This is a genomic window from Duganella fentianensis, assembly GCF_009857835.1.
GTDB lineage: Bacteria > Pseudomonadota > Gammaproteobacteria > Burkholderiales > Burkholderiaceae_D > Rugamonas > Rugamonas fentianensis.
The window spans coordinates 462,310-485,336 of record NZ_WWCL01000001.1 but is presented as its reverse complement, the minus strand read 5'-3'; the positions used below and the strand labels follow the sequence as shown (position 1 = coordinate 485,336).

The following is a 23,027-nucleotide window of genomic DNA, read 5'->3' as shown; positions in this document are numbered from 1 at the left end:
GCTGCCAAGAAGTTAAGGCTGTCGACTAGTCAACAATTTGCGCCAAAGCCACAGCGATATCGTCTGCCTGCAAAGGCCGCACCAGCCGCGTCACTTCCACGCCATCGCGCAGGAAGACCAGCGTCGGCCACAGTTTCACGCGATAGGAGCGCCCCAGAGCGCGGCCCGGACCATCTTCGATCTTGTAATGGCGTAGTTGCGGGTGGGCCGCCATGGCCTGCGCCAGCGGCGCCTGGGTGGCCATGCAGTGGCCGCACCAGTTGGTGCCGAATTCCAGTACGGCAGCGCCAGCCAGTGCATCGATGCTGCTGCGCTCGGGTGCAGCGGGGGTGTACACAGTTTCCATGCTTAATTTGCTCGCTGTTTCAGGCTGGCACAGGGATCGGGCCGCACAGGTGCAGCCACCTGCACCACCGTATCATACTGCCCCGCTGCTACGGGCGCTTCCGCATAGCCCACACTATGCAGGCTCAGCGGTGGTTGCAGCAGAGCCAGCCAGTACGGCACACCGATATCCTTGCGCACGTGGCCATTGCCGGCGATCAGCACCACATCGCGCGGGCGCTGCTCGCGTATCAGTCTGGCCATCCAGATATCGCGCGCTACCTGCGCGTTGACCATACCATCGACCATCATTTCCGGCACCATATTGCAATGGCTGCTGGCGATTTCGGCCGCCTGTGCCGCGCGCAGCCGGGCCGGTAACGCCTGCTCCAGCTGGTAGTCGCCCATGCTCTGGGCATCGAACACGGCACGCATGCCGTCGCGCACCACGCGCGAAGCATCGGCACGCGACAGATTGCCGGCGACCAGCGGCAGGTGGTAATCCAGCGCCAGCTGTAGCAGCGGATAATACTGCTGCCAGTCCCAGCGCCCGCCACCGGCGACGCGGATCAGGCACTGGGCGTCGAGGCAGGATTTCTGCGCCTTATCGAGCAGATCCTGATTCTCGCGGTCGAACTGTTCCAGCACCAGCACCGGCCGCCAGCCCGCTTCCACCCGCTGGCGCAGCAAGGCATGGCGCTGGCGCTGGCCAGCCGGATTATCGTGTACTTCTCCTAGCAGCCAGACTTGCGCCGCAACAACATCTGGCGCAGTTTTGTTCACTACAGGACTGCCCGCCGTGCTACAGCCCGCAAGAAATGCGGCCATGAGCAAAATCAAGCCGACCCGCCGTCCAAATAAAGAAATCATCTAAAGCTGTCTCCGATCAAATTCAATTATTGCTTGCATATTGGCGCAGACCTGCGCCACAGGCGTCAATTAATATATTTCGTGTTGCGTTGCATTATTTGCTTGTCTAAAATAAAACACAGATGGCAATTTGTTACGAATTGTGGTTTAATGCTATTCATTGGACAGCGCATGCTCCGTCGCAAAGAAAAACTCTAGCGATTTTGCGTTAGGTCTGCCTTAACACCTTGTCCAGTATGCCTTACAGGAGTACATAGTGAAAATTTCGACTTTGCTCAATTGCGCGTTCGTCATGCTCAGCCTCGCTGGCGGTGCTCAGGCGCAGGCTGAAAAAGCCAATATTGCACCTGCAACAATTGTTCTAGCGCATTGCGACCAGCACGCGGCCCAACCATGCGGTCTGGATAATGATGGTAATAATACTGCTGGTAAAAATAGCGAGCCGGAAGCCCTGCCTGCCAACGACCCGAAACGGGCGCAGGAAGTAGAGCCGGTTGCCCAGATTCCCGAGCCGCAGACTTTTGTCATGCTGATGCTGGGTCTGGTTGTTCTCGGTTTTGCCTCGCGCCGTGGCAGCGCCTCGGAAAAATTCACCGACTAGCCAGCCGCTGGGCCAGAAAAAAAATCCCGCAGATAGCGGGATTTTTTTTGCCTGCAGTAGGTGCGCTGCTACCGCGACGATCACGTAGCGGGATGGAGCTGGTAATCGAAATCGTAGTAATGCTTGCCCTCTTCGATGCGGATCTGCAGCGTGCCGCTCAGGCCAGCCAGTTCATCCTGTCCCGAATCATGCACCACCGCTACGGTCAGGCCTGAGGTGCCACGCTGCATGGTGCCACAGTGATGCAGCAGAAAACTGCCGTGCAAGCCATCCAGCGTGCCCTGCACCCGCTCCATCGCCACATAGGCGCCCGAACCGATATCGCGGTTCATAAATGCCAGCATCTCGCCACGGCCACTGGCCGAAAGCGCCCCCGTGTACTGCTTGTCGAGCGACATCCGGTTGATACTGCTCTCATTGGCCACGCTGGACATGCTTTCCGGCGTGATTCTGACGCTGAATTCTCCACTCACTTTAGGCATGATGGCTCACTCTAGTCGTGCTGCTGTTGTTCAGTTGGTAAAGCATGGTGCTGCTCTTCCGTTGGAGTAACACAGGGAATACGCAGCGTGAAACAGGCGCCCTCGCCCAGCTTGCTGGCCACCGATATGGTGCCGCAGAACTGTTTGACGATCAGGTTGAAAACGATATTCAGACCCAGCCCCGTTCCGCCCTGACCGCGCCGGGTGGTGACAAATGGATCAAACACTTTATCCAGCATTTCCGGCGCGATGCCTTTGCCGTCATCGGCCACCTGCATTTCTATCCAGTCGGCCTGCTGTACCACGCTGATGCGGATCTGCCCTTCGTCCTCGGGATTGAAAGCATGCTCCAGGCAGTTCAGCGTCAGATTGGTAATCACCTGCGCCAGCGCGCCGGGGTAGCTATCGAGCATCACATCAGGCGGACAGCTGATGCTGACGGCGATACGGGTTTTCTTCAGCTTGGGCTGCAGGCTGGAGACAACCTCGTTGATGTAATCGCGCAGCTCGAAGCGGCGCCGCGCTTCGCTGACCTGATCGACCGCGATCTGTTTGAAGCTGTGGATCAGGTGTGCAGCGCGGTAGGCATTGTTCATGATCAGGCGCGTGCTTTCCGACGCCGTTTCCAGATAGCGCATGATGTCGGACTTCTTGACGTTGCCGCCATCGACGGCATGATGGACTTTTTCCGTTGCCTCCAGCAGCACCGAGGCACTGGTCAGGGCGATGCCCACCGGCGTATTGATTTCATGGGCCACGCCCGCCACCAGACCGCCCAGCGATGCCAGCCGCTCGGCCTGCAGCAGCGATTCCTGGGTACGGCGCAGATCATCGAGTGCCTTGGTGGTGGTCTGGGCCGATTTGCGCGCTTCGTCTTCCGCTTCGCGGATGCGCTGGATATTCGATTTGATCTTGCGCTGGATGGCGTTGAAGCCGCGGATCACTTCGCCCAGCTCGTCCTGCCGGTTTTCCGGCAACTCTTCCACTTCGTCGCTACCGCGCGTGGCCAGATCAAACAGACCATCGCGCAGGCGCTTGAGGGGATCGAACACGATGCGCAGCGACAGCGCCAGTGCCGCCACCAGAATCAGATCGAGCAGCAGCACTTCCGTGACTTTGCGCCGCACTTCCGCAGCCAGTGTCGCATCGATCTGGGCGCGGCTGAAATTGACCACCACCCGGCCCACGATCACCGGCTTGAGGGAAGCCCCGGCCGCGCCGGAATCGCGGTAGGCCAGATCGGCCACCACGGGCGTGCCGCCCACATTCAGGTCATTCTCGATGGCACTGACCGAACCGTTTTCGTTACGCAGCTTGCCCGAGAACAGGCCTACCGAAGTATCGTAGACGCGGATAGATACCAGTTCCGGCGGCAGCATTTCCGCCGCCACGATATTATCGACCTTGGCTTTATCCAGGTCCCACAGGGCGGAAGGCAGGCTGGTCTGCAGTCGCGTCAGCACCCCTTCGCGCAGACGCTGATTGGCCACCTCCAGTTCATGCCCCAGACTATACTGGGCGTAGGTACCTGAAATGCCTAGTACCAGGGTCACGATGACCACAAATAGCAGTGTCAAACGGCCTTGAATACCAAACATTGACCAGCCTCGCATACAAGTAGGAATTACGCCCCAATGTACGGTATGACATGCGTCTTGGCAAGTTCGACCTGCGCCAGTGTGCCCTATGACAGACTTTACTTGCACCCCGGCGCAAGATCAGGCAATGTGGCAATACGGCAATCTTGCAGCACACCCAAGGAGCACCCCATGAGCGGAAATTTTCACCAGATGGCACTGACGGACGTCCGGCCCGGCATGGTTTTGTCCGATGAGTTGCTAGATATGCAAGGACAAGTACTGCTGCCGCAAGGCACGGTGCTGACCGAAGCCATGCTGACCCTGATGCCGCGTCATGGCATCAGCGTGCTGCCCATACAGCAGGCCGAATATACGGCCGAGGCCATCGAAGCCACGGTGCACCATCATGAAGCCCGGCTAGCGCGGCTGTTCCGTAAAAACGACGCCGACATCGATACCCACTGGGCCACCGCGCAATTGCGCCGTTTCATCAGTGACTACCGGCATGGTGCAGAGGAGGCGCCTGAAAATGAGTAATCCGATCAATAACATCGTGAGCAGCGTCGTCAGCTACGAAGACGTGGTCCGCACGCTGGACGATCTGCCTTCGCTGCCGGCCGTGGTGATGGAATTGCTCAACAGCATAGATCAGGAAGATGTCGATATCGCCGTGCTGGCCAAAAAAGTCTCGCACGATCAGGCGCTGACGGCCAAGACCTTGCGACTGGCCAATTCTTCGCTGTATGGTCTGCAGGTCAAAGTCACTACCATCCAGCAGGCAATTACCTTCCTCGGCTTCCAGACCACACGCAACCTGATCACGGCCGCCGCGCTGACAGGCTGTTTTGCCGAAAGCCATTGCCCCGGCTTCCACCATCAGGCCTTCTGGCGCCACTCGATCGCTACTGCCGCCTGCGCCAAAGTGCTGGCGCGGCAGATGCGTTTCAATCAGGATTATGCTTTCACGGCGGGCTTGTTACACGACATAGGCCGGCTGGTGCTGGTATCCTGTTTCCCCCAGCAGTACGGCCAGGCGCTGGCTTATCGCAAAGCCCACGACTGCTATATGCTCGAAGCGGAGCGCAGCGTGCTAGGTGTGGACCATGTGGATGCCGGTCTGGCGCTGGCCGAACACTGGAACTTCTCCGATACCATGCGCCTCGCCATCGCGGGCCACCATGATCCGGAAACGCCCGGTGCCGGTTTCCTTGCCGCCATCATCCATATCGCCAATGCCGTCGTGCATGCGCTCGATCTGGTGGAAGATGAAGATGATCTGGTCCCTCCTATTTCCAGCGTGGCCTGGAATGCGCTGGGACTGAACGAAGAAGCCTATCTGCATCTGTTCCGCGAAACGGAACTGCAGTACGAAGAGATTTCCATGGTGCTGCTCGGTTAATTCAGTTCAACCGGTAGAACCTCCGCTGTGGCTGCGCTGGTACGGTGTGCCGTCCAGCGCAGCACTCTGCACTACAGCAATGGGCGCGCATCAATGCCGCGCATAATTTCCGGCCTCGACCTTATCCTGTCCCTGACGCTCTTCCGGCTTCGGTCGGCCCTGCGCATCGGACAGACGGTATTTGGTGCGGCGGTCGCCCATCAGGTCGCGCAGATCGCGGATGCTCATGCCCGTCACTTCATGCATGCGGATCAGCAGCGAAGCGCCGACCGGCAAACGGTGGTGACGGATCTTGCTGATGACGGGCGGCGCAACTTCCAGCAGACGCGACAGCGCCGCATCGTTTTTCAGTTGCATCTTGCCCAGCAAGATATCGAGCAAGTGATTCGGGTTATAGCTTTCCTGCGAAGCAAGTGCATGATGTGCCATGATGTTTCCTTCATTGGTTAGGTGGATGGAGTGTGCAAGCCTGAACTTAAATGCAACTTAGATACAAACTGCGCTGCAATTTCTTACCTAGTCCGACCGCGCCAAGTTGCCATATGCGCAATTTAATTCTATGCGCATTACCGTGCATTCCTGCATCGCCCACTGAGCGGAACTTAAGCCGTATCAAGCGCGAGCTAGAAAGCTTGGCAACATGGTTATTTCAGCACATGGGGCTGGGAGGTGGCGCACGCAAGAACTTGTAGGAAACTGTTACATCAGGCATGGCTGTCTTTACATAGGCGGGGGCGGGACAAAGTACGGTAAACTAGCGCCTGCGCCGCGTCAGGCGGCCTTACTGAAAAGCACGACCTTGAAAACCAAAACACCTGTTCAGCCCCACTACTTTGTGCCCGAGCCCATGGATAACACCCGGCTCGCGCACCTGTGCGGCCCGCTCGACGAAAACCTGCGCCAGATTTCGGCCGCACTCGACGTCACCATCTTCCGCCGCGGCGAGAAATTCATCGTCAGCGGCCACAATGCCGAACGCGCGGTGCAGATCCTCGAACAGTTCTATGCCGTAGCGCAAAAAGTCATTCCTATCGAAGAAGTGCAGCTGGCACTGGTCGAGCAGCGCACCAGCCAGCAGGTGGCGGCCGTTGCCAGCGGCGATGCAGCCGCCGTGGCCCAGGTGGTGGCGGCGCCGTTTGTGGAACCGAGCATCGATAGCCCGGTCCTGAAGACTCGCCGCAGCGATCTGCGCGGCCGTACCCCGCACCAGATCCGCTATCTGCGCAACATCCTCGAACACGACATCAGCTTCGGCGTGGGGCCGGCCGGCACCGGCAAAACCTATCTGGCCGTGGCCTGCGCCGTCGATGCGCTCGAGCGCGATGCCATCAAACGCATTATCCTGACCCGCCCGGCGGTGGAAGCGGGCGAACGGCTGGGCTTCCTGCCCGGTGATCTGAGTCAAAAAGTCGATCCCTATCTGCGTCCTCTGTACGATGCACTGTACGACCTGCTGGGCTTCGACCGCACGCAGAAAATGTTCGAGAAACAAGTGATCGAAATCGCGCCGCTGGCCTATATGCGCGGGCGCACGCTCAACCATGCTTTCGTGATCCTCGACGAAGCCCAGAACACCACGGTGGAACAGATGAAGATGTTCCTCACCCGCATAGGTTTTGGCAGCAAGGCCGTGGTCACGGGCGATGTGACGCAGGTGGACTTGCACAAGAGCCAGAAGAGCGGCCTGATCGATGCCATGCAGGTACTCAAAGACGTACGCGGCATTGCCTTCAGCCACTTCGGCAGTGAAGATGTGGTGCGCCACCCGCTGGTGGCACGCATCGTCGACGCCTACGAAACGGCGCAAACCCATGAGGCGGAAATCGCCCCCTTAATCAAAGCGACTGCGATCAAAAATGTCCGCAAAAAATAAACTCTCCCTGTCCGTCCAGTACGCCGATACCCGTTTGCAGGACGCCCTGCCCCGTCCGAAAATCCGTCGCTGGGTACAGGCTGCCCTGTTCGCACCGGCCGAGCTGACCATCCGCTTCGTTGACGCGGAAGAAGGCCGCGCCCTGAACCGCGAATACCGCGAAAAAGACTACGCCACCAATGTGCTGACCTTTGCCTACAATGAAGGCGAAGAGTTTGCCGAAGACGAACCGACCCGCGCCGACATCATCCTGTGCACCGACGTGCTGGAAAAGGAAGCGGCCGAACAGAAGAAGAGTGTGGAAGAACACGCCGCCCACCTGATCATCCACGGCGTGCTGCACGCGCAAGGCTATGACCACCTCGAAGACGAGGAAGCGGCCGAAATGGAAGGCATAGAAACCGAACTGCTGGCCGCCCTCGGCTACGCCGATCCCTACGCCTGAGCGCCCGATTGGAGTGGTCAAACTGACAAAATCGGCTAGCCACTCCCATTTGGTGTATCCTATAGGCCATCGAAACAACGGCTCACGCCTCCTATGCAAGAGCACTCTAGTAGCGTCAAGACTGACGCTAAACCCCACCGGTCACTGTTTGAACGCCTGACCGCACTGATTTCCCCCGAACCAGAGAACCGCGCCGAACTGCTGGAAGTTCTGCACGACGCCCATGAACGCAACCTGATCGATGCCGACGCCCTGTCGATGATCGAGGGGGTGTTCCAGGTTTCCGATCTGTCTGCCCGCGATATCATGATTCCCCGTTCCCAGATGGACGTGATCGATATCGCCAAACCGATAGAAGAATGGCTGCCCACCGTGCTGCAGACGGCGCACTCGCGTTTCCCCGCCATCGAAGGCGAACGCGACAAGGTGATCGGCATCCTGCTGGCCAAAGACCTGCTGCGCTACTACGCCGAAGAATCGTTCGACGTGCGCGACATGCTGCGTCCCGCCATCTTCATACCCGAATCCAAACGCCTGAACGTGCTGCTGCGCGATTTCCGCGCCAACCACAACCACATGGCCATCGTGGTCGATGAATACAGCGGCGTTGCCGGCCTGATCACGATCGAGGACGTGCTGGAACAGATCGTCGGCGATATCGAAGATGAATACGATTTCGACGAAGAAGAAGACAACATCCTGTCGATCAAGGAAGGTGCCCATGGTCCGCGCTGGCGCATCAAGGCCCTGACCGAGATCACCCAGTTCAACGAAGAGCTCGACACCGCCCTACCCGATGACGAAGTCGATACCATAGGCGGTCTGGTGGCCAAACATCTGGGCCGTATGCCGCACAAAGGCGACGTGTTCGACTACGAAGGCATGCGTTTCGAAGTATTGCGCGCGGATGCAAGGCAGATCCACGTGCTGCTGGTAGAAAAACTGCCGCCTGCCAGCACGGCGGACGACGACGCCTGATGCGTTTTCGCCGTACCGACCCGAACCAGCCTCGGCCGCAGCGTTCCACCCGCGGCCGCATGACCATCACGGCCGTCGCCGGCGCCCTGTGCGTGTTCGCCTTTGCCCCGTTCGGCTGGTGGCCGCTGCAGATCATGGGTCTGGCTACACTGTTCTATCAGGTGCTGCGCAGCGATAGCATAAAAAGCGCTGCCCTGATCGGCTGGGCTTTCGGCCTGGGCTGGACCGCTGCTGGCACCCACTGGCTCTACGTTTCCCTGCATACCTATGGCGGCATGGCCGCACCACTGGCGGCGCTGGCCGTATTGCTGCTGGCTGCAGGCATGGGCCTGTACGTGGCGCTAGCCATGGGCGGCGCAGCCTGGCTGCGCCAGCGCTGGGCGCTGCCGCTGGCCGCTGCCAATCTGCTGGTATTGCCAGCCTGCTGGACCTTGGCCGAATGGCTGCGCGGCTGGCTGTTCACGGGCTTCCCGTGGCTATCGGCCGGCTATGCGCACAACCACAGCCCGCTGGCCGGTTTCGCGCCGATTATCGGCATGTACGGTCTGGGCTGGCTGGCCGCTACGCTGGCCGGCGCCCTGTTACTGACTTTCCACCGCACGCGCTGGATCGCTGCCGGCACGGCCGTGGCTGCGCTGGCCGGAGGCGCCACCCTGAGCCTGGTGCAATGGACCATGCCACAAGGCCAGCCCATCAGCGTGCGCCTGCTGCAAGGCAATGTGCCGCAGGATGAGAAATTTAATGGCGCCCATGTGGCCGCCGCCATCACCCAGTACCAGCGCGCCATCATGGAAGCGCCAGCCGATCTGATCGCCACACCGGAAACGGCCATCGTCATGCTGCCGCACCAGTTGCCGACCGACTACTTGCCGACCATCTCCGAATTCCTCAAGAGCACAGGCAGCCAGCTCATCCTCGGCATCCCCGTGGCCGATAGCCAGACCGCCTACTTCAACAGCGTGCTGGGCCTAACCGGCCAGCCGGGCGCCAGCTATTACCGCTACGACAAGCACCATCTGGTGCCGTTCGGCGAATTCATCCCGCTCGGTTTCCGCTGGTTCGTCGATCTGATGGCCATACCGCTCGGTGACCAGACCAGCGGCGCTGACATCCAGCCCGCCTTTACCGTACGTGACCAGCGCGTGCTGCCCAACATCTGCTACGAAGACCTGTTCGGTGAGGAAATCGCGGCCCAGCTGCACCAGCCGGCCGCAGGCCAGCAGCCGGCTACCATGCTGCTGAATGTCTCCAATCTCGCGTGGTTTGGCGACACCATCGCCATCCCCCAGCATTTGCAGATTTCGCAGATGCGTACGCTGGAAACAGGCCGCCCCATGCTGCGCGCCACCAATACCGGCGCCACCGCCATCATCGATGGCCGTGGACAGGTACTGCATCAATTGCCGGTCAACCAGAGCGGCACGCTGGCCGCCCGCGTGCAAGGCATGCAGGGCAACACCCCGTACATTCTCTGGGGCAACCGCCTGTTGCTGCTGCTCACCGCCGTGTCGCTGGCAGCGGCATGGTTTTGGTCGCAGCGCACAAAAAAGGGGCCAAAAGCCGCTTAATCTCTACAGGCTCCTAGTAAAACCCGCTAAAATTGTTTTTTTAGCGAACCTCACACCGCGCGCCCACAGGCCGCGCCTTTGACGACACAAGATGCTGACATTTCAACAAATTATCCTGACCTTGCAAACCTACTGGGACAAGCAAGGCTGCGCCCTGCTCCAGCCCTACGATATGGAAGTGGGTGCGGGTACCTTCCACACCGGCACCTTCCTGCGCGCAATCGGCCCGGAACCCTGGCGCGCTGCCTATGTGCAGCCTTCGCGCCGTCCGAAAGATGGCCGCTATGGCGAAAATCCTAACCGTGGCCAGCACTACTACCAGTATCAGGTCGTCATGAAACCGGCACCGGAAAACATCCTTGACCTGTATCTGGGTTCGCTGGAAGCGCTGGGTCTGGATCTGAAACAGAACGATGTGCGTTTCGTCGAAGACGACTGGGAATCGCCAACTTTGGGCGCCTGGGGTCTGGGCTGGGAAGTCTGGCTGAACGGCATGGAAGTGACCCAGTTCACCTACTTCCAGCAAGTGGGCGGTCTGGACTGCAAGCCCGTGCTGGGCGAAATCACCTACGGTGTCGAGCGTCTGGCCATGTATCTGCAGGGCGTAGAAAATATGTACGACCTGATCTGGACCACCTGGGAAGAAAACGGCGAGACCAAAGTGCTCAAGTACGGCGACGTGTTCCACCAGAATGAAGTGGAGCAATCGGCCTACAACTTCGAGCACTCGAACACGGAACTGCTGTTCACCCAGTTCAACAATCACGAATCGGAAGCCAAGCGCCTGATCGAAGCCCAGCTGACTCTGCCAGCCTACGAGCAGATCATGAAAGCCTCGCACAGCTTCAACCTGCTGGACGCCCGTGGCGCCATCTCCGTGACGGAACGCGCTGCCTACATCGGCCGTGTGCGCGCCCTGTCGCGTCTGGTTGCACAGGCTTACTACGATTCGCGCGAACGTCTGGGCTTCCCTATGCTGCCTGCCCAGGCTACCGCTGCCGCCGCTGAATAAACCGTATAAATCTTATGACTCAAACTCTGCTCATCGAACTGCTGACCGAAGAACTGCCACCGAAGGCGCTGGCCAAACTGGGCGCAGCGTTCGCCGCCGGCATCGTCAACGGCCTGAAATCGCGCGACTTCCTCGAAGCCGACAGCGTTGCCACCCCGTTCGCCTCGCCACGCCGTCTGGCCGTGTCCATCACCAAAGTGCGCGCCACTTCGCCCGATAAATCCATCCGCGAAAAAGTGCTGCCGGTCGCCGTGGCACTCGATGCCAATGGCAACCCGACCGCTCCGCTGGCCAAGAAACTGGCAGCACTGGGCTTCCCTGACCTGCAAGTGGCCGATCTGGAACGCGCGCAGGACGGCAAGGCCGAAAGCTTCTTCTACACCTACACGGCAGCCGGTAGCGCGCTGCAAAGCGGCCTGCAGGCTGCGCTGGAAGAATCCGTGGCCAAGCTGCCGATTCCGAAAGTGATGAGCTACCAGCGTCCTGACGGCAGCACCGTGCAGTTCGTGCGTCCGGCGCACAGCCTGATCGCGCTGCATGGCACTAGCGTGATTCCGCTCACCCTGCTGGGTCTGACCGCCTCCAACGTCAGCGAAGGCCACCGCTTCCTGACCGCGCCGGGTCAGCGCATGGTCACCATCGCCGATGCCGACAGTTACGCCGCCACGCTGGAAAGCGCCGGTAAAGTGCTGGCCAGCGTCGAGCAGCGCAAGGAGAAAATCCGCGCCGAACTGCTGGCCAAAGCCGGTGCCGACACGGTGCTGATGCCGGAAGCCCTGCTGGACGAAGTGGCTGCGCTGGTCGAATGGCCAGTGGTCTATGAATGCAAATTCGAAGAAGAATATCTGGCTGTGCCGCAGGAATGCCTGATCCTGACCATGCAGACCAACCAGAAATACTTCGCTCTGACCGACAGCAAGGGCAAACTGCGCTCGCGCTTCCTGATCGTTTCCAACATCGCAACTGATACGCCAGCCGCAATCATTGACGGTAACGAGCGCGTGGTGCGTCCGCGCCTGTCCGACGCCAAGTTCTTCTTCGAGCAGGATCGCAAGAAGACGCTGGAATCGCGTCTGCCGCTGCTGGAAAAAATCGTCTACCACAACAAGCTGGGTACCCAGGCTGCCCGCGGCGAACGCGTGGCCAAGCTGGCTGCCTTCATCGCCGGCGCCATCGGCGGCGACGCTGCACTGGCGACCCGCGCAGCCAAACTGTCCAAGGCCGATCTGGTCACGGAAATGGTCGGTGAATTCCCTGAGCTGCAAGGCATCATGGGCACCTACTACGCCCGCAACGACGGTGAGCACGAAGATGTGGCACTGGCTGCTTCCGAACACTACCAGCCGCGCTTCGCTGGCGACGCCCTGCCTTCGACCGTGACCGGCACCGCCGTGGCACTGGCCGACAAGCTGGAAACCCTGGTCGGCATCTGGGCCATCGGTCTGGCACCGACCGGCGACAAAGACCCGTTCGCATTGCGCCGTCATGCACTGGGCGTGCTGCGCATGCTGATCGAAAAACGTCTGCCGCTGGCCATCAGCACCCTGCTGGCGCAAGCCGCTGCCCTGTTCGGCGATGTGGCCGGTTTCAAAGACCCGTCGGCCGAAGTCACCGTGTTCATGATCGACCGTCTGCGCGGCATCCTGCGCGAACGTGGCTTCTCGCCTAACGAAATCGAAGCCGTGGTGGCACAGAATCCGGACCGTCTGGACGACATCGTGCAGCGTCTGGAAGCGGTACAGGCTTTCGCTGCCCTGCCGGAATCGGCCTCGCTGGCTGCTGCCAACAAGCGTATCACCAACATCCTGAAGAAGAACGAAGAAGCGCTGGCTGCCACCGGTGGCGCAGGCGTGAACAGCGCGCTGCTGCAGGACGTGGCCGAGAAAAACCTGCACGCCGCCGTGGTGCGCGTGCTGCCGGAAGTCGATGCGGCTTTCGCCAAGGGCGATTTCACCGGCACGCTGAAAACCCTGGCCCAGCTGCGTGACGACGTAGACGCCTTCTTCAACGACGTGATGGTAATGGCCGAGGATGTGGCGCTGCGTAACAACCGTCTGGCGCTGCTGTCGTCGCTGCACGGCATGCTGAACCGCGTGGCCGACATTTCCAAGCTGGCGGCCTAAATGGGAACGCCGTCTATGAAACTGATCATTCTCGATCGCGACGGCGTTATCAACCACGACTCGCCGGACTTCATCAAATCGCCGGCCGAGTGGATCCCTGTACCCGGCTCGCTGGAAGCGATCGCCCGTCTGAATCAGGCGGGCTACAAAGTGGTGGTGGCCTCCAACCAGTCCGGCATTGCGCGCGAACTGTTCGACATGGCCACCCTCAACGCCATCCACCAGAAGCTGCACAATCTGGCCCAGCAGGTAGGCGCCAGCATCGATGCCATCTTCTTCTGCCCGCACGCCGGCGCCGACAACTGCGATTGCCGCAAACCGAAGCCGGGCATGTTCACGGAAATCTCGCAGCGCTACAAAATCAGCCTGAAAGGCGTGCCCACCGTGGGCGATTCGCTGCGCGATCTGCAGGCCGGCTTTGTCAGCGGCTGCATCCCCTATCTGGTATTGACCGGCAAAGGCGAAAAGACTCAGGCTACCGGCGGTCTGCCGCCCGGCACCATGGTCTTCCCCGACCTCGCTGCCATGGTCAATCATCTGCTCAAGAGTAACGCGGCCGCCGCCTCGTCCTCGGCCAGCTAAACCGTTTTTGGAGTCTGCATTGGGTCATCCCGTACTGTTTTTACGTTCCCTGATTTTCACCATCATCATGGTGATCTCCACCATCGTCTGGGCCTGCGTGTGCTTCCTCGTCGCGCCGCTGCCATACAACCAGCGCTTCTACGTCACCGCGCGCTGGAACGTGTTCATGATCTGGTGCCTGAAAGTCATCTGCGGCATCCGCTACGAAATCAAAGGCGCGGAGAACTTCCCTGATGCCCCAGCGGTAGTGCTGGCCAAGCACCAGTCGGCATGGGAAACCATCTTCCTGCTGCCTAACCTGCCACGCCCGCTGGTGTTCGTCTTCAAAAAAGAGATCCTCTACATTCCCTTCTTCGGCTGGGCCATGGCGCTGCTGCGCATGATTCCCATCGACCGCTCGCAAGGTAAAAACGCCTTCCAGCACGTGGTCCGTCACGGCAAGCGCCGCCTTGCCGACGGCCAGTGGATTATCATGTTCCCGGAAGGGACGCGCATCCCTGTCGGTCAGGCCGGCAAATACAAAAGCGGCGGCACCCGCCTCGCCATCGAAACGGGCGCCGTGGTCGTACCGATTGCGCATAATTCCGGCGAATGCTGGCCAAAAAATTCTTTCATCAAGCGCCCCGGTCTTGTTACAGTATCGATAGGCAAACCGATTTCACCGGAAGGCCAGACTCCGGAAGCGATGATGCAACAGGTGGAAAATTGGATAGAATCAGAAATGCGCGTCATTTCGCCCCACGTCTACAACGCTGGCTAGACGATCTGGTCACGCTGGTGCAGCCGGCCAAGCCGGACACCAGCCAGCTAGATCTGTTCGGCCGCGAAGCAGCGCCTGCGCGGCCCGTCTATACCGAACCGGTATGGACTACGCCATCCGGTGCCACGCCGCGCCAGCCACCTCCCGTTTCTCCCTACGTCGCACCACCACAAACCGCCGTTCCCTTAAAGCCGCGTGCCACCACGCCGCCCACAGCCGAGCAGCCGCCCAAGCGCCAGCTGCTGGTGGGCGACTTCGTACTCGAATATTCGCTACGCCGCTCTACCCGCCGTTCGATAGGCTTCATGATCGATGATGAAGGGCTGCGCATCACCGCGCCCAAGCGCATCAGCATCGCCGAAATCGACAATGCCATCCACGCCAAACAGCACTGGATACTCAGCAAACTGAAAGAGCGGCGCGAACGCCGCGCGGCGCGGCTGGAAAAACCGCCGGTGGAATGGATCGATGGCGCCAAGCTGCCCTATCTGGGCAGCGACATCAGCCTGCGCCTGCTGGTCGGTGGCCGCAACCGCAGCAGCTATGATGCCGAGACGCGCACCCTGAGCATCATCCTCGTGCCCGGTGCGACGGAAGAAATGCTCAAGGAACGCGTCAAAGCGTGGTATCAGCAGGAAGCCAAGCAGCTCTTCGTGCAGCGGCTCGACCTGTATGCGGAGCGGCTGGGCGTGCGCTACAGCGCCTTCGGCCTGTCGTCGGCCGGCACGCGCTGGGGCTCATGTACGGCCGAGCGCAAAATCCGCCTGAACTGGAAGCTGATCCACTTCTCGCTGCCGCTGATCGACTACGTGATCGCGCACGAACTGGCGCACATCCTCGAAATGAACCACAGCGCCCGCTTCTGGAACACGGTAGGCCTGATCTATCCCGAATACGAAGAAGCCCGCAACCTGCTGCGCAAGCGCGCGCAGGAGCTGCCGGTACTGTTTCCGTGAAATTTAGCGGCTAGACTGCTGCTCCGGCGCGATCAGGGCAGGCAGCAAAGCCAGCGTACGGGCGGTGGCGCCACGGTGCTGGTTGGCGAAGGCGAGCGCCTGCTGGCCCATGCTGTCGCGGACGGCAGCATCGTTGAGCAGCCGTGCTGCAGTCTGCATCAGCTCCGCGGCATCGGCCACGCGCAGCGCGCCACCGGCGGCCAGCGCATCTTCCGTCACCAGTGCAAAGTTGAAGGTATGCGGGCCGATCAGCACGGGTTTGCCCAGTGCGGCCGGTTCGATCAGATTCTGCCCGCCCAGCGGTAGCAGACTGCCGCCCACAAACGCGCAGTCGCACGCAGCGTAGTAGGCAAACATTTCGCCCATCGAGTCACCCAGCAGCACATCGGTATCGCTTGGCAGCATAGCGTCGTTGGCAGCATCAGCGCCCTGCTGCGCAGCGCCAGCCGGCTCCAGTGCCAGCGTGCTGCGCCGTTGCACGCGCAGACCACGGGCCGCGATCATCGCTTCCACATCGGCAAAGCGCTGCGGGTGGCGCGGCACGATCAGCAGCAGCACATCCTGCGGCAGACTGGCCCGCGCCTGTTCGAAAGCAGCCAGTATCAGCTCCTCTTCACCTTCGCGCGTGCTGGCGCACAGCAGTACGGGACGAGATCCGATGGCAGCACGCAGGCGCGCGCCTATCTCCAGCGCAGCAGGTGCTACCACCACATCGAACTTGATGCTGCCCGTGACTTCCACCCGCGCTACACCCAGCGAGCGTACCCGTTCGGCATCAGCTTGCGTCTGTGCTGCTACCAGCGTAATGCCGCGCGCCGCGTCGAGCAGCAGCGAACCGAGGCGGCGCGATTTGCGCAGCGACCGTTCGGACAGGCGGGCATTGGCCAGCACCACCGGCACACTGCGCGTGCCGCAGACGGCGATCAGATTCGGCCACACTTCCGTCTCCATCAGGATGCAGATGGCAGGACGGAAATGGCGGATAAAGCGCCCCACCATGCTGGCCGTGTCATACGGCAGATATGCCTGCTGCAGACGCACGCCATGGCGGGCAAACAAAGCTTTGCCGGTAGCGCGGCCCGTCGGCGTCATGTGGGTCAGGATGATGCGGCTGTCCGGATAGGCCTCCAGCAAAGCATCCACCAGCGGCTCGGCCGCGCGGGTTTCGCCCACGGAGACGGCGTGCACCCACAGCACCTGGCCAGCGCCGGCCATGGGCGCACCATAGAAACCCAGCCGCTCGCCCCAATGCTGGCGGTAGCCGGGTTCTTTGCGGCCACGCAGCCATAGACGGGTCAGCACCAGCGGCAAGGCCAGCCACCAGAGTAAGGAGTAGATCAATCGCATAGTCGTGCCAGCAGTCCTTAGCCTTGCGCCAGCAGGCTGCGGGCTGCGGCCAGTACTTCGGCCACCGAGGGCGGCGTGCCCTGATCACCCAGATTAAGGATGCGCGGCGACCAGTTGCCTTCCGTCTTCCAGCGTGGCGAGTCGGCATAGATTTCCACCGTCGGCCGCACGAAGGCCGCTGCAATATGGGTCAGGCCCGTATCGACGCCGATCACCAGCCCAGCGTGGCGCGCCAGCAGCATGGCATCGGCCATGGACAGTTTGGGCAGCACGCGCGCATTCGGCAGGCCGGCGGCCAGCACCTGTGCCTCCGCCAGTTCTTTCGGTGAGCCCCATGGCAGCAGAATAGGCATAGGCGCCAGTTCGCGCCCCAGTGCGATCCAGTTTTCCGGCGCCCATTTCTTGGCGTCGCGCGCCGTGCCATGGAAGTACACGGCGTACGGCTGGTCCGGCATCCAGTCGGGACGCGGCTCATTCGGCGACACTTCAGGCAGACCGAAATCGGCCGGCGTATCGACCGCATAGCCCAGTGCAGCACCAGCCACGATACGGCCCCGTGCTACGGCATGGGTGCGCGGATCGGTCGGCACGCTGATGTTATGGAAGATACGCGAAATGCCTTCGTAGCCCGAACCTTCGCTACCGTTGGCCAGCCCCACTTTGCGGCCGCCGGGCACGATGCGTGCCGCGCCCATGATCACGCCCGTCTTCAGCAGGCCCTGGGTATCGAATACATAGTCGTACTGCTGCTGGCGCAGGGTGCGCCAGAAGGCTTTCATTTCGGCGCGGGTTTCCGGTTTGCCCAGACTCTTGCGCCAGCGCCGCAGTGCAAACGGGATGATGTTGCGCACCCGCGCGTTCAGCCGCACCAGACTGACGAAGCCCTCTTCCACCACCCAGTCGATATTCGCGTCGGGGTAGTGGCGCGCGATGTCGGCCACCATCGGCAGGTTATGCAGCACGTCTCCCAGCGAGGAGACGCGCACCAGCAGAATGTTTAACGGCTTGCTGCCGGTGGTAGCTAGCGTCATGGCGTCAGAACGGCAGCTCGGCGTCCGGCTTGGCCGCCAGAATCACGCGCTTGAACTGGCCCTGTATGCGTGCCAGCGCAGCCGGGGTTTCCGCTTCAAAGCGCATCACGATCACCGGCGTGGTGTTGGACGAACGGGCCAGACCGAAGCCGTCTTCGTACTCCACGCGCAGGCCGTCGATGGTAATGATCTGCTGGTTGCCGGGGAATTCGGCATTGCTGCGCAGCTGATCCATCAGTTTGACGTTTTCGCCCTCGTTCAGGTGCAGATGCAGTTCCGGCGTGCTGTCCGACTGCGGCAGCGAATTCAGCAGGGCCGAGGGATCGGCTACACGGGTGAGGATTTCCAGCAGACGTGCGCCCGAATACAGGCCATCGTCGAAACCGTACCAGCGGTCCTTGAAGAAGATGTGGCCGCTCATTTCGCCGCCCAGCGGAGCGCCCGTTTCACGCAGCTTGGCTTTCACCAGCGAGTGGCCGGTCTTGTACATCAGCGGCACGCCACCGTGCTTGCTGATCCACGGTGCCAGATGGCGCGTGCATTTGACGTCGTACAGTATCTGCTCGCCCGGATGGCGGGTCAGCACGTCGGCCGCGAACAGCATCATCTGGCGGTCAGGGAAGATGATCTGGCCATCCTTGGTCACTACGCCCAGACGGTCGCCATCGCCATCGAAGGCGATACCGAGTTCCGCATCGGTGTCCTGCAGCATGCGGATCAGGTCCTGCAGGTTTTCCGGATGGGCCGGATCAGGGTGGTGGTTAGGGAAGTTGCCATCGACTTCGCAGAACATCTCGATCACTTCGCAGCCCATGCCGCGGAACAGGTCCGGCGCAAACGCACCGGCCACGCCATTGCCGCAATCGACGGCGATCTTGATCGGGCGCGCCAGCTTGACGTCACCAATGATGCGCTCGAGGTACTGGGCGCGGATATCGTGGGTGCTGTAGCTGCCCGGCGTGGCGGCACTGCTGCCGTCATGCGCCACGATGGCATCGTACAGGGCGGTAATGGCGGTACCGTGGATAGCTTCACCAGCCAGCACCATCTTGAAACCATTGTAGTCCGGTGGATTGTGGCTACCCGTAACCATGATGCCGGAAGCAGCGCCCAGCACATTGGTACCGAAGTACACCATGGGCGTGGCCACCACGCCCAGATCGATCACGTTCACGCCAGCGGCCTGCAGGCCCTGTGCCAGTGCGGCGGCCAGCGCAGGGCCGGACAGGCGGCCATCGCGGCCGATCACCACCGTGCGTTCGCCCTTGGCCAGCGCGGCCTGGCCAAAGGCCTGGCCTATCTTGTGCGCGACGCCAGCATCCAGGGTTTTATCGATGATGCCGCGGATGTCATAAGCTTTGAAAATAGACGGGGAAATAGGAACCATGATGTATCGATCAGATTTAAAAGTTGAAAGGGGCAGAGTCAGCCGCTCAGGTTTTTTTATGCCGGATCATCCAGCGCGGCGCCTTGAAGCGCACGATGCGGACGTAAATCCATACATAACTGACAATAAACAATATACAGGAAAGCATCAAGATCCACGTATGGCGCCAGAATATGGTGGCCGGTATTACTGCCATCAACGAGAACAGCCACAGGTAGGGCGAAGTCATGGAATTACGCCGGATCAGGGCACGGGCTTCCTTGCGCCCCACGGCCCACTGGACGATGCGGCGGAAAATCAGGCTGTGCAGGTGGATACCGTCCGGCATGGCGGGCGACTTACCGCGCACAAACATGCGGCGGTAGACCGAGAACAGGGTTTCGAAAGTCGGATAGATCAGCAGCAGGGCCGCATACCAGGTCGACACTTGCGGATTGCGCATCACCAGCAGCAGGGCCAGTTCGCCCAGCATGAAACCGATGAAATAGGCACCACCGTCGCCGAGAAAGATCATGCCCACCGGGTAGTTCCAGATCAGGAAGCCCGCCGTGGCACCGGCCACCATCAGGGCCGCAATCAGCACGAACATATCGTTGACCTGCAGTGCCACATAGCCGAGCGAAAGCAGCATGCAGATCACCACCACGCTGGCCAGCCCGTTGAAGCCGTCGATGATGTTGACGGCATTGGCGATGCCGGCCACGGCCAGCACGGTCAGCGGCAGGGTCAGCCACATATACGGCAGCATCCACGAGGAAAACAGCCAGTCCAGCCGGTCGACCCGCGCATCGAGCAGGAAATAGCCCATGGCCGCCGCGATCATGGTCAGCACCAGCCGCCGGCCGGCACTTACCCGGCCCGTGTAGTCTTCCACGATGCCGCCCACAAAGGCGAAGAAGGAACAGCCCAGCAGCGCCAGCAGCCAGTAAGTCATGGCCGGCACCCGCCACAGGGAAATCACGGAACTCAGGGCGACCGAGAGAAAGATCGACAAGCCGCCTATGCGTGCCACATGGTGCACATGGACTTTTTGCACTCCCAAGAAATCCGCATCCAGCGCCGGGCCATGCAAGCGCGCTTCTTTGATCACCAGCAGGGTTAGCAGTGCCGAAGCAACAAAGCTCAGGAGGAAGGAAAACATATTTTTATAGTAAAAAGACTGGCGACATCCGGCAGGCCTTGTGCGCCTCCCGCTGCCTGCAGACTGACACGCGATTGTACCGGATTCAGCCGTCCGGACCGGCATTTACGCAGCAAGTCTGTCCTAAACCAGACCTGCCGCCGCGCTTTTGCAACGGCACCGGCCTGCCGGCGTCCGTTGCAGGGCGCCGGCATCATAGCAGCCCGCCGCCGATCAGGCAGGCTTGCTTACCAAAGGATACAACTGGAGGGGAACCGTGAGCAGACTAGCGCATGCATAGCTGCAGCGCCTGTTGCCATTCTGGCAAATGGCAGAAACGGCTCATCAGCCGTTCGCTGGAGAGCACCGAGAATTCGGGGCGCCGGGCCGGCACCGGATACTCGGCACTGCTAATCGGCACCACGCGGCAGTCTATGCCCGCTTCGGCCAGAATGGCGCGGGTGAAGTCATACCATGTGGTCTGGCCTTGCGCCGTCAGATGATAGACCCCGCGGTTCTGTACCCACCATTCGCGCCCGCCGGCATGAGCTTGCGCCAGCACTTGCGCCGTCACATCGGCGATGGTGCGGCTCCAGGTGGGGGCGCCGTGCTGGTCGGCCACCACGCGCAGCTCGTCGCGCTCGCGCGCCAGCCGCAACATGGTCAGCAGAAAATTCTTGCCGCGCATTCCATACACCCAGCTGGTACGGAAGATCAGGTGCGGTATCCCCGCCGCAGCGATGGCCTGTTCACCGGCCAGCTTGCTGGCGCCATACACGTTCAGGGGCCCCGTGGCGTCATCTTCCACCCTTGCGCCGGCCTGAGTGCCATCGAACACATAGTCCGTCGAGTAGTGCACCAGAGATGCCCCCAGGGTACGGGCTTCCTCGGCCATCAGGGCCGGTGCTTCGGCATTCACCCGGAACGCCAGTTCCGGCTCGCTCTCGGCCTTATCCACGGCCGTGTAGGCAGCCGGATTGACGATCATATTCGGCTGCACGGTGCGGATCACGCGGCGTACCTGATCCAGATCAGCCAGATCCATCTGCTGACGGTCCACGGCCACCACTACACCCACACCTTGCAGACTGCGGGCCAGCTCGTAGCCTACCTGCCCCGTGCTGCCCGTCAGCAGGATTTTCATGCGAACACCTCGGCATCGGCCAGCAACGCTGCAGCCTGATCTTTACCGGACAGCAGCGGCGCCATGCCTAGCTCAGGCCACTGTATGCCTATGGCCGGGTCGTTCCACAGGATAGAACGTTCGTGTTCGGGCGCCCAGTAATCGGTCGTCTTGTAGAGGAATTCGGCCGCATCGCTGGTGACCATGAAACCATGGGCAAAGCCGGGCGGGATCCACATCTGCAGCTTGTTCTCGGCCGATAGCTCGGTACCGAACCACTGGCCAAAGGTGCTGGAACTCTTGCGCAAATCCACCACCACATCGAACACGCTGCCCGAACTAGCACGCACCAGTTTTCCCTGGGCCTGACGGATCTGGTAGTGCATACCACGCAGCACGCCCTTGAGCGAACGCGAGTGGTTATCCTGCACAAAGGCGGCCTCCACGCCCGTCAGCTCGGCAAAGCGGCGGCCGTTATAGCTTTCGAAGAAAAACCCGCGCTCGTCGCCAAACACCTTGGGCTCCAGCAGCAGTACGCCTTCCAGCGGCGTAGTAATCACTTTCATCGCGGTACAACCTTATCTTCAAGAATCTGCAGCAGATACTGGCCATAGTTATTCTTTTTCAGCGGCTCGGCCAGCTTGCGCAACTGGGCTGCGTCGATATAGCCCTTGCGATACGCGATCTCTTCCGGGCACGCCACTTTCAGGCCCTGACGCTTTTCGATGGTAGCAATAAACTGCGAAGCGTCCAGCAGCGATTCATGGGTGCCGGTATCCAGCCAGGCCATGCCGCGCCCCATCACTTCCACATTGAGCTGCTGTTTTTCCAGATACACGCGGTTGACGTCGGTAATTTCCAGTTCGCCCCGCGCCGACGGCTTGATGCCGGCAGCGATATCGCATACCTGATTGTCGTAGAAATACAGCCCCGTCACGGCATAGTTGGACTTGGGCTTGAGCGGCTTTTCTTCGATGGACACGGCCTGATGGTCGGCATCGAACTCCACCACGCCATAACGTTCGGGGTCCTGTACGTGGTAGGCAAACACGGTGGCGCCATCGGTCTGCTCGGTGGCGTGGCGCAGCAGCGCATCGAGGTCATTGCCGTAGTAGATATTGTCGCCAAGGATGAGCGCGGACGGTGCATCGCCGACGAATTCGCGGCCGATAATGAAAGCCTGGGCCAGACCATCGGGCGAAGGCTGGACCGCATAGCTGAGCTGCAAGCCCCACTGGCTGCCGTCACCGAGCAGATCGCGGAAACGGGGCGTATCCTGCGGCGTGGAAATCAGCAGAATTTCCGTAATCCCGGCCAGCATCAGCACCGTCAGCGGGTGGTAGATCATGGGCTTATCGTAAATCGGCAGCAACTGCTTGGACACGCTCATGGTGATCGGATACAGACGGGTGCCCGAACCACCGGCGAGAATAATGCCTTTGCGGCGAGGAGTGGTCGTACTCATG

Annotated in this window: 24 protein-coding genes; 12 read left to right on the top strand and 12 right to left on the bottom strand. The window is 60.8% G+C overall.

The window, feature by feature from the left end; all coding sequences use genetic code 11:
* Positions 1–25 precede the first annotated feature (25 nt).
* Positions 26–346, bottom strand: coding sequence for a thioredoxin family protein (locus GTP23_RS02230; protein ID WP_161033667.1), 321 nt, complete (start codon positions 344–346; stop codon positions 26–28).
* Between the two features lie 2 nt (positions 347–348).
* On the bottom strand, positions 349–1,107 hold the full coding sequence (locus GTP23_RS02225) for a ChaN family lipoprotein (RefSeq protein WP_371866789.1): 759 nt from the start codon (positions 1,105–1,107) through the stop codon (positions 349–351).
* A 343-nt stretch (positions 1,108–1,450) separates the two neighbouring features.
* Here GTP23_RS02225 and GTP23_RS02220 point away from each other — a divergent pair, with 343 nt between their 5' ends.
* On the top strand, positions 1,451–1,795 hold the full coding sequence (locus tag GTP23_RS02220; RefSeq protein ID WP_371866788.1) for a PEP-CTERM sorting domain-containing protein: 345 nt from the start codon (positions 1,451–1,453) through the stop codon (positions 1,793–1,795).
* Between the two features lie 80 nt (positions 1,796–1,875).
* Here GTP23_RS02220 and GTP23_RS02215 read toward each other — a convergent pair whose 3' ends face one another.
* Complete coding sequence (locus GTP23_RS02215; RefSeq protein WP_161033665.1) at positions 1,876–2,277, bottom strand: DUF3224 domain-containing protein; 402 nt, start codon at positions 2,275–2,277, stop codon at positions 1,876–1,878.
* 11 nt (positions 2,278–2,288) lie between these two features.
* Positions 2,289–3,875, bottom strand: a complete 1,587-nt coding sequence (locus GTP23_RS02210) for a sensor histidine kinase (RefSeq protein ID WP_161033664.1) — start codon at positions 3,873–3,875, stop codon at positions 2,289–2,291.
* Between the two features lie 171 nt (positions 3,876–4,046).
* On the opposite strand from GTP23_RS02210, the gene GTP23_RS02205 reads away from it, so the two are divergent.
* Positions 4,047–4,394: a hypothetical protein gene (locus GTP23_RS02205; RefSeq protein ID WP_161033663.1), complete on the top strand. Its 348-nt coding sequence runs from the start codon at positions 4,047–4,049 to the stop codon at positions 4,392–4,394.
* Complete coding sequence (locus GTP23_RS02200; RefSeq protein WP_202411892.1) at positions 4,387–5,256, top strand: HDOD domain-containing protein; 870 nt, start codon at positions 4,387–4,389, stop codon at positions 5,254–5,256. Before GTP23_RS02205 ends, GTP23_RS02200 begins: the two co-directional genes overlap by 8 nt.
* Before the next feature lie 90 nt (positions 5,257–5,346).
* On the opposite strand, the gene GTP23_RS02195 is transcribed toward GTP23_RS02200, so the two are convergent.
* Positions 5,347–5,685: a hypothetical protein gene (locus tag GTP23_RS02195; RefSeq protein WP_161033662.1), complete on the bottom strand. Its 339-nt coding sequence runs from the start codon at positions 5,683–5,685 to the stop codon at positions 5,347–5,349.
* Positions 5,686–6,055: 370 nt separating this feature from the next.
* Here GTP23_RS02195 and GTP23_RS02190 point away from each other — a divergent pair, with 370 nt between their 5' ends.
* The 9 genes from GTP23_RS02190 to GTP23_RS02150 all read left to right on the top strand — a co-directional run bounded on the left by GTP23_RS02190 (position 6,056) and on the right by GTP23_RS02150 (position 15,553).
* Complete coding sequence (locus tag GTP23_RS02190) at positions 6,056–7,129, top strand: PhoH family protein (protein ID WP_155432919.1); 1,074 nt, start codon at positions 6,056–6,058, stop codon at positions 7,127–7,129.
* Positions 7,113–7,574, top strand: coding sequence for an rRNA maturation RNase YbeY (gene ybeY, locus GTP23_RS02185; RefSeq protein ID WP_155432918.1), 462 nt, complete (start codon positions 7,113–7,115; stop codon positions 7,572–7,574). The genes GTP23_RS02190 and ybeY overlap by 17 nt, the downstream gene beginning before the upstream one ends.
* A gap of 93 nt (positions 7,575–7,667) precedes the next feature.
* The gene (locus GTP23_RS02180) at positions 7,668–8,552 is read left to right on the top strand and encodes a CorC family transporter (protein WP_161033661.1); all 885 of its coding nucleotides are present in this window, start codon (positions 7,668–7,670) and stop codon (positions 8,550–8,552) included.
* Positions 8,552–10,120, top strand: a complete 1,569-nt coding sequence (gene lnt / locus GTP23_RS02175; RefSeq protein WP_161033660.1) for an apolipoprotein N-acyltransferase — start codon at positions 8,552–8,554, stop codon at positions 10,118–10,120. Before GTP23_RS02180 ends, lnt begins: the two co-directional genes overlap by 1 nt.
* A gap of 91 nt (positions 10,121–10,211) precedes the next feature.
* Complete coding sequence (glyQ, locus tag GTP23_RS02170; protein WP_161033659.1) at positions 10,212–11,132, top strand: glycine--tRNA ligase subunit alpha; 921 nt, start codon at positions 10,212–10,214, stop codon at positions 11,130–11,132.
* Positions 11,133–11,146: 14 nt separating this feature from the next.
* Positions 11,147–13,255, top strand: a complete 2,109-nt coding sequence (glyS, locus tag GTP23_RS02165) for a glycine--tRNA ligase subunit beta (RefSeq protein ID WP_161033658.1) — start codon at positions 11,147–11,149, stop codon at positions 13,253–13,255.
* Positions 13,256–13,270: 15 nt separating this feature from the next.
* Positions 13,271–13,837 carry a D-glycero-beta-D-manno-heptose 1,7-bisphosphate 7-phosphatase gene (gene gmhB / locus GTP23_RS02160; protein ID WP_155432913.1) on the top strand — a complete coding sequence of 189 codons (567 nt, stop codon included), beginning with the start codon at positions 13,271–13,273 and terminating at the stop codon, positions 13,835–13,837.
* A 67-nt stretch (positions 13,838–13,904) separates the two neighbouring features.
* Positions 13,905–14,597: a lysophospholipid acyltransferase family protein gene (locus tag GTP23_RS02155; RefSeq protein ID WP_371866742.1), complete on the top strand. Its 693-nt coding sequence runs from the start codon at positions 13,905–13,907 to the stop codon at positions 14,595–14,597.
* A gap of 17 nt (positions 14,598–14,614) precedes the next feature.
* Positions 14,615–15,553, top strand: coding sequence for a M48 family metallopeptidase (locus GTP23_RS02150; protein WP_161034594.1), 939 nt, complete (start codon positions 14,615–14,617; stop codon positions 15,551–15,553).
* Positions 15,554–15,556: 3 nt separating this feature from the next.
* On the opposite strand, the gene waaA is transcribed toward GTP23_RS02150, so the two are convergent.
* The 7 genes from waaA to rfbA all read right to left on the bottom strand — a co-directional run bounded on the left by waaA (position 15,557) and on the right by rfbA (position 23,026).
* Complete coding sequence (gene waaA, locus GTP23_RS02145) at positions 15,557–16,900, bottom strand: lipid IV(A) 3-deoxy-D-manno-octulosonic acid transferase (protein ID WP_161033657.1); 1,344 nt, start codon at positions 16,898–16,900, stop codon at positions 15,557–15,559.
* A 17-nt stretch (positions 16,901–16,917) separates the two neighbouring features.
* Positions 16,918–17,931 carry a lipopolysaccharide heptosyltransferase I gene (gene waaC / locus GTP23_RS02140; protein ID WP_161033656.1) on the bottom strand — a complete coding sequence of 338 codons (1,014 nt, stop codon included), beginning with the start codon at positions 17,929–17,931 and terminating at the stop codon, positions 16,918–16,920.
* 4 nt (positions 17,932–17,935) lie between these two features.
* Positions 17,936–19,318 (bottom strand): phosphomannomutase/phosphoglucomutase, encoded by a 1,383-nt coding sequence (locus GTP23_RS02135; protein ID WP_161033655.1) that lies wholly within the window; start codon positions 19,316–19,318, stop codon positions 17,936–17,938.
* A gap of 46 nt (positions 19,319–19,364) precedes the next feature.
* On the bottom strand, positions 19,365–20,459 hold the full coding sequence (locus GTP23_RS02130) for a glycosyltransferase family 4 protein (RefSeq protein WP_161033654.1): 1,095 nt from the start codon (positions 20,457–20,459) through the stop codon (positions 19,365–19,367).
* 265 nt (positions 20,460–20,724) lie between these two features.
* Positions 20,725–21,582 (bottom strand): dTDP-4-dehydrorhamnose reductase, encoded by an 858-nt coding sequence (gene rfbD / locus GTP23_RS02125; RefSeq protein ID WP_161033653.1) that lies wholly within the window; start codon positions 21,580–21,582, stop codon positions 20,725–20,727.
* Complete coding sequence (gene rfbC, locus GTP23_RS02120) at positions 21,579–22,127, bottom strand: dTDP-4-dehydrorhamnose 3,5-epimerase (RefSeq protein ID WP_161033652.1); 549 nt, start codon at positions 22,125–22,127, stop codon at positions 21,579–21,581. Before rfbC ends, rfbD begins: the two co-directional genes overlap by 4 nt.
* Complete coding sequence (gene rfbA / locus GTP23_RS02115) at positions 22,124–23,026, bottom strand: glucose-1-phosphate thymidylyltransferase RfbA (RefSeq protein ID WP_161033651.1); 903 nt, start codon at positions 23,024–23,026, stop codon at positions 22,124–22,126. Before rfbA ends, rfbC begins: the two co-directional genes overlap by 4 nt.
* Position 23,027 lies beyond the last annotated feature (1 nt).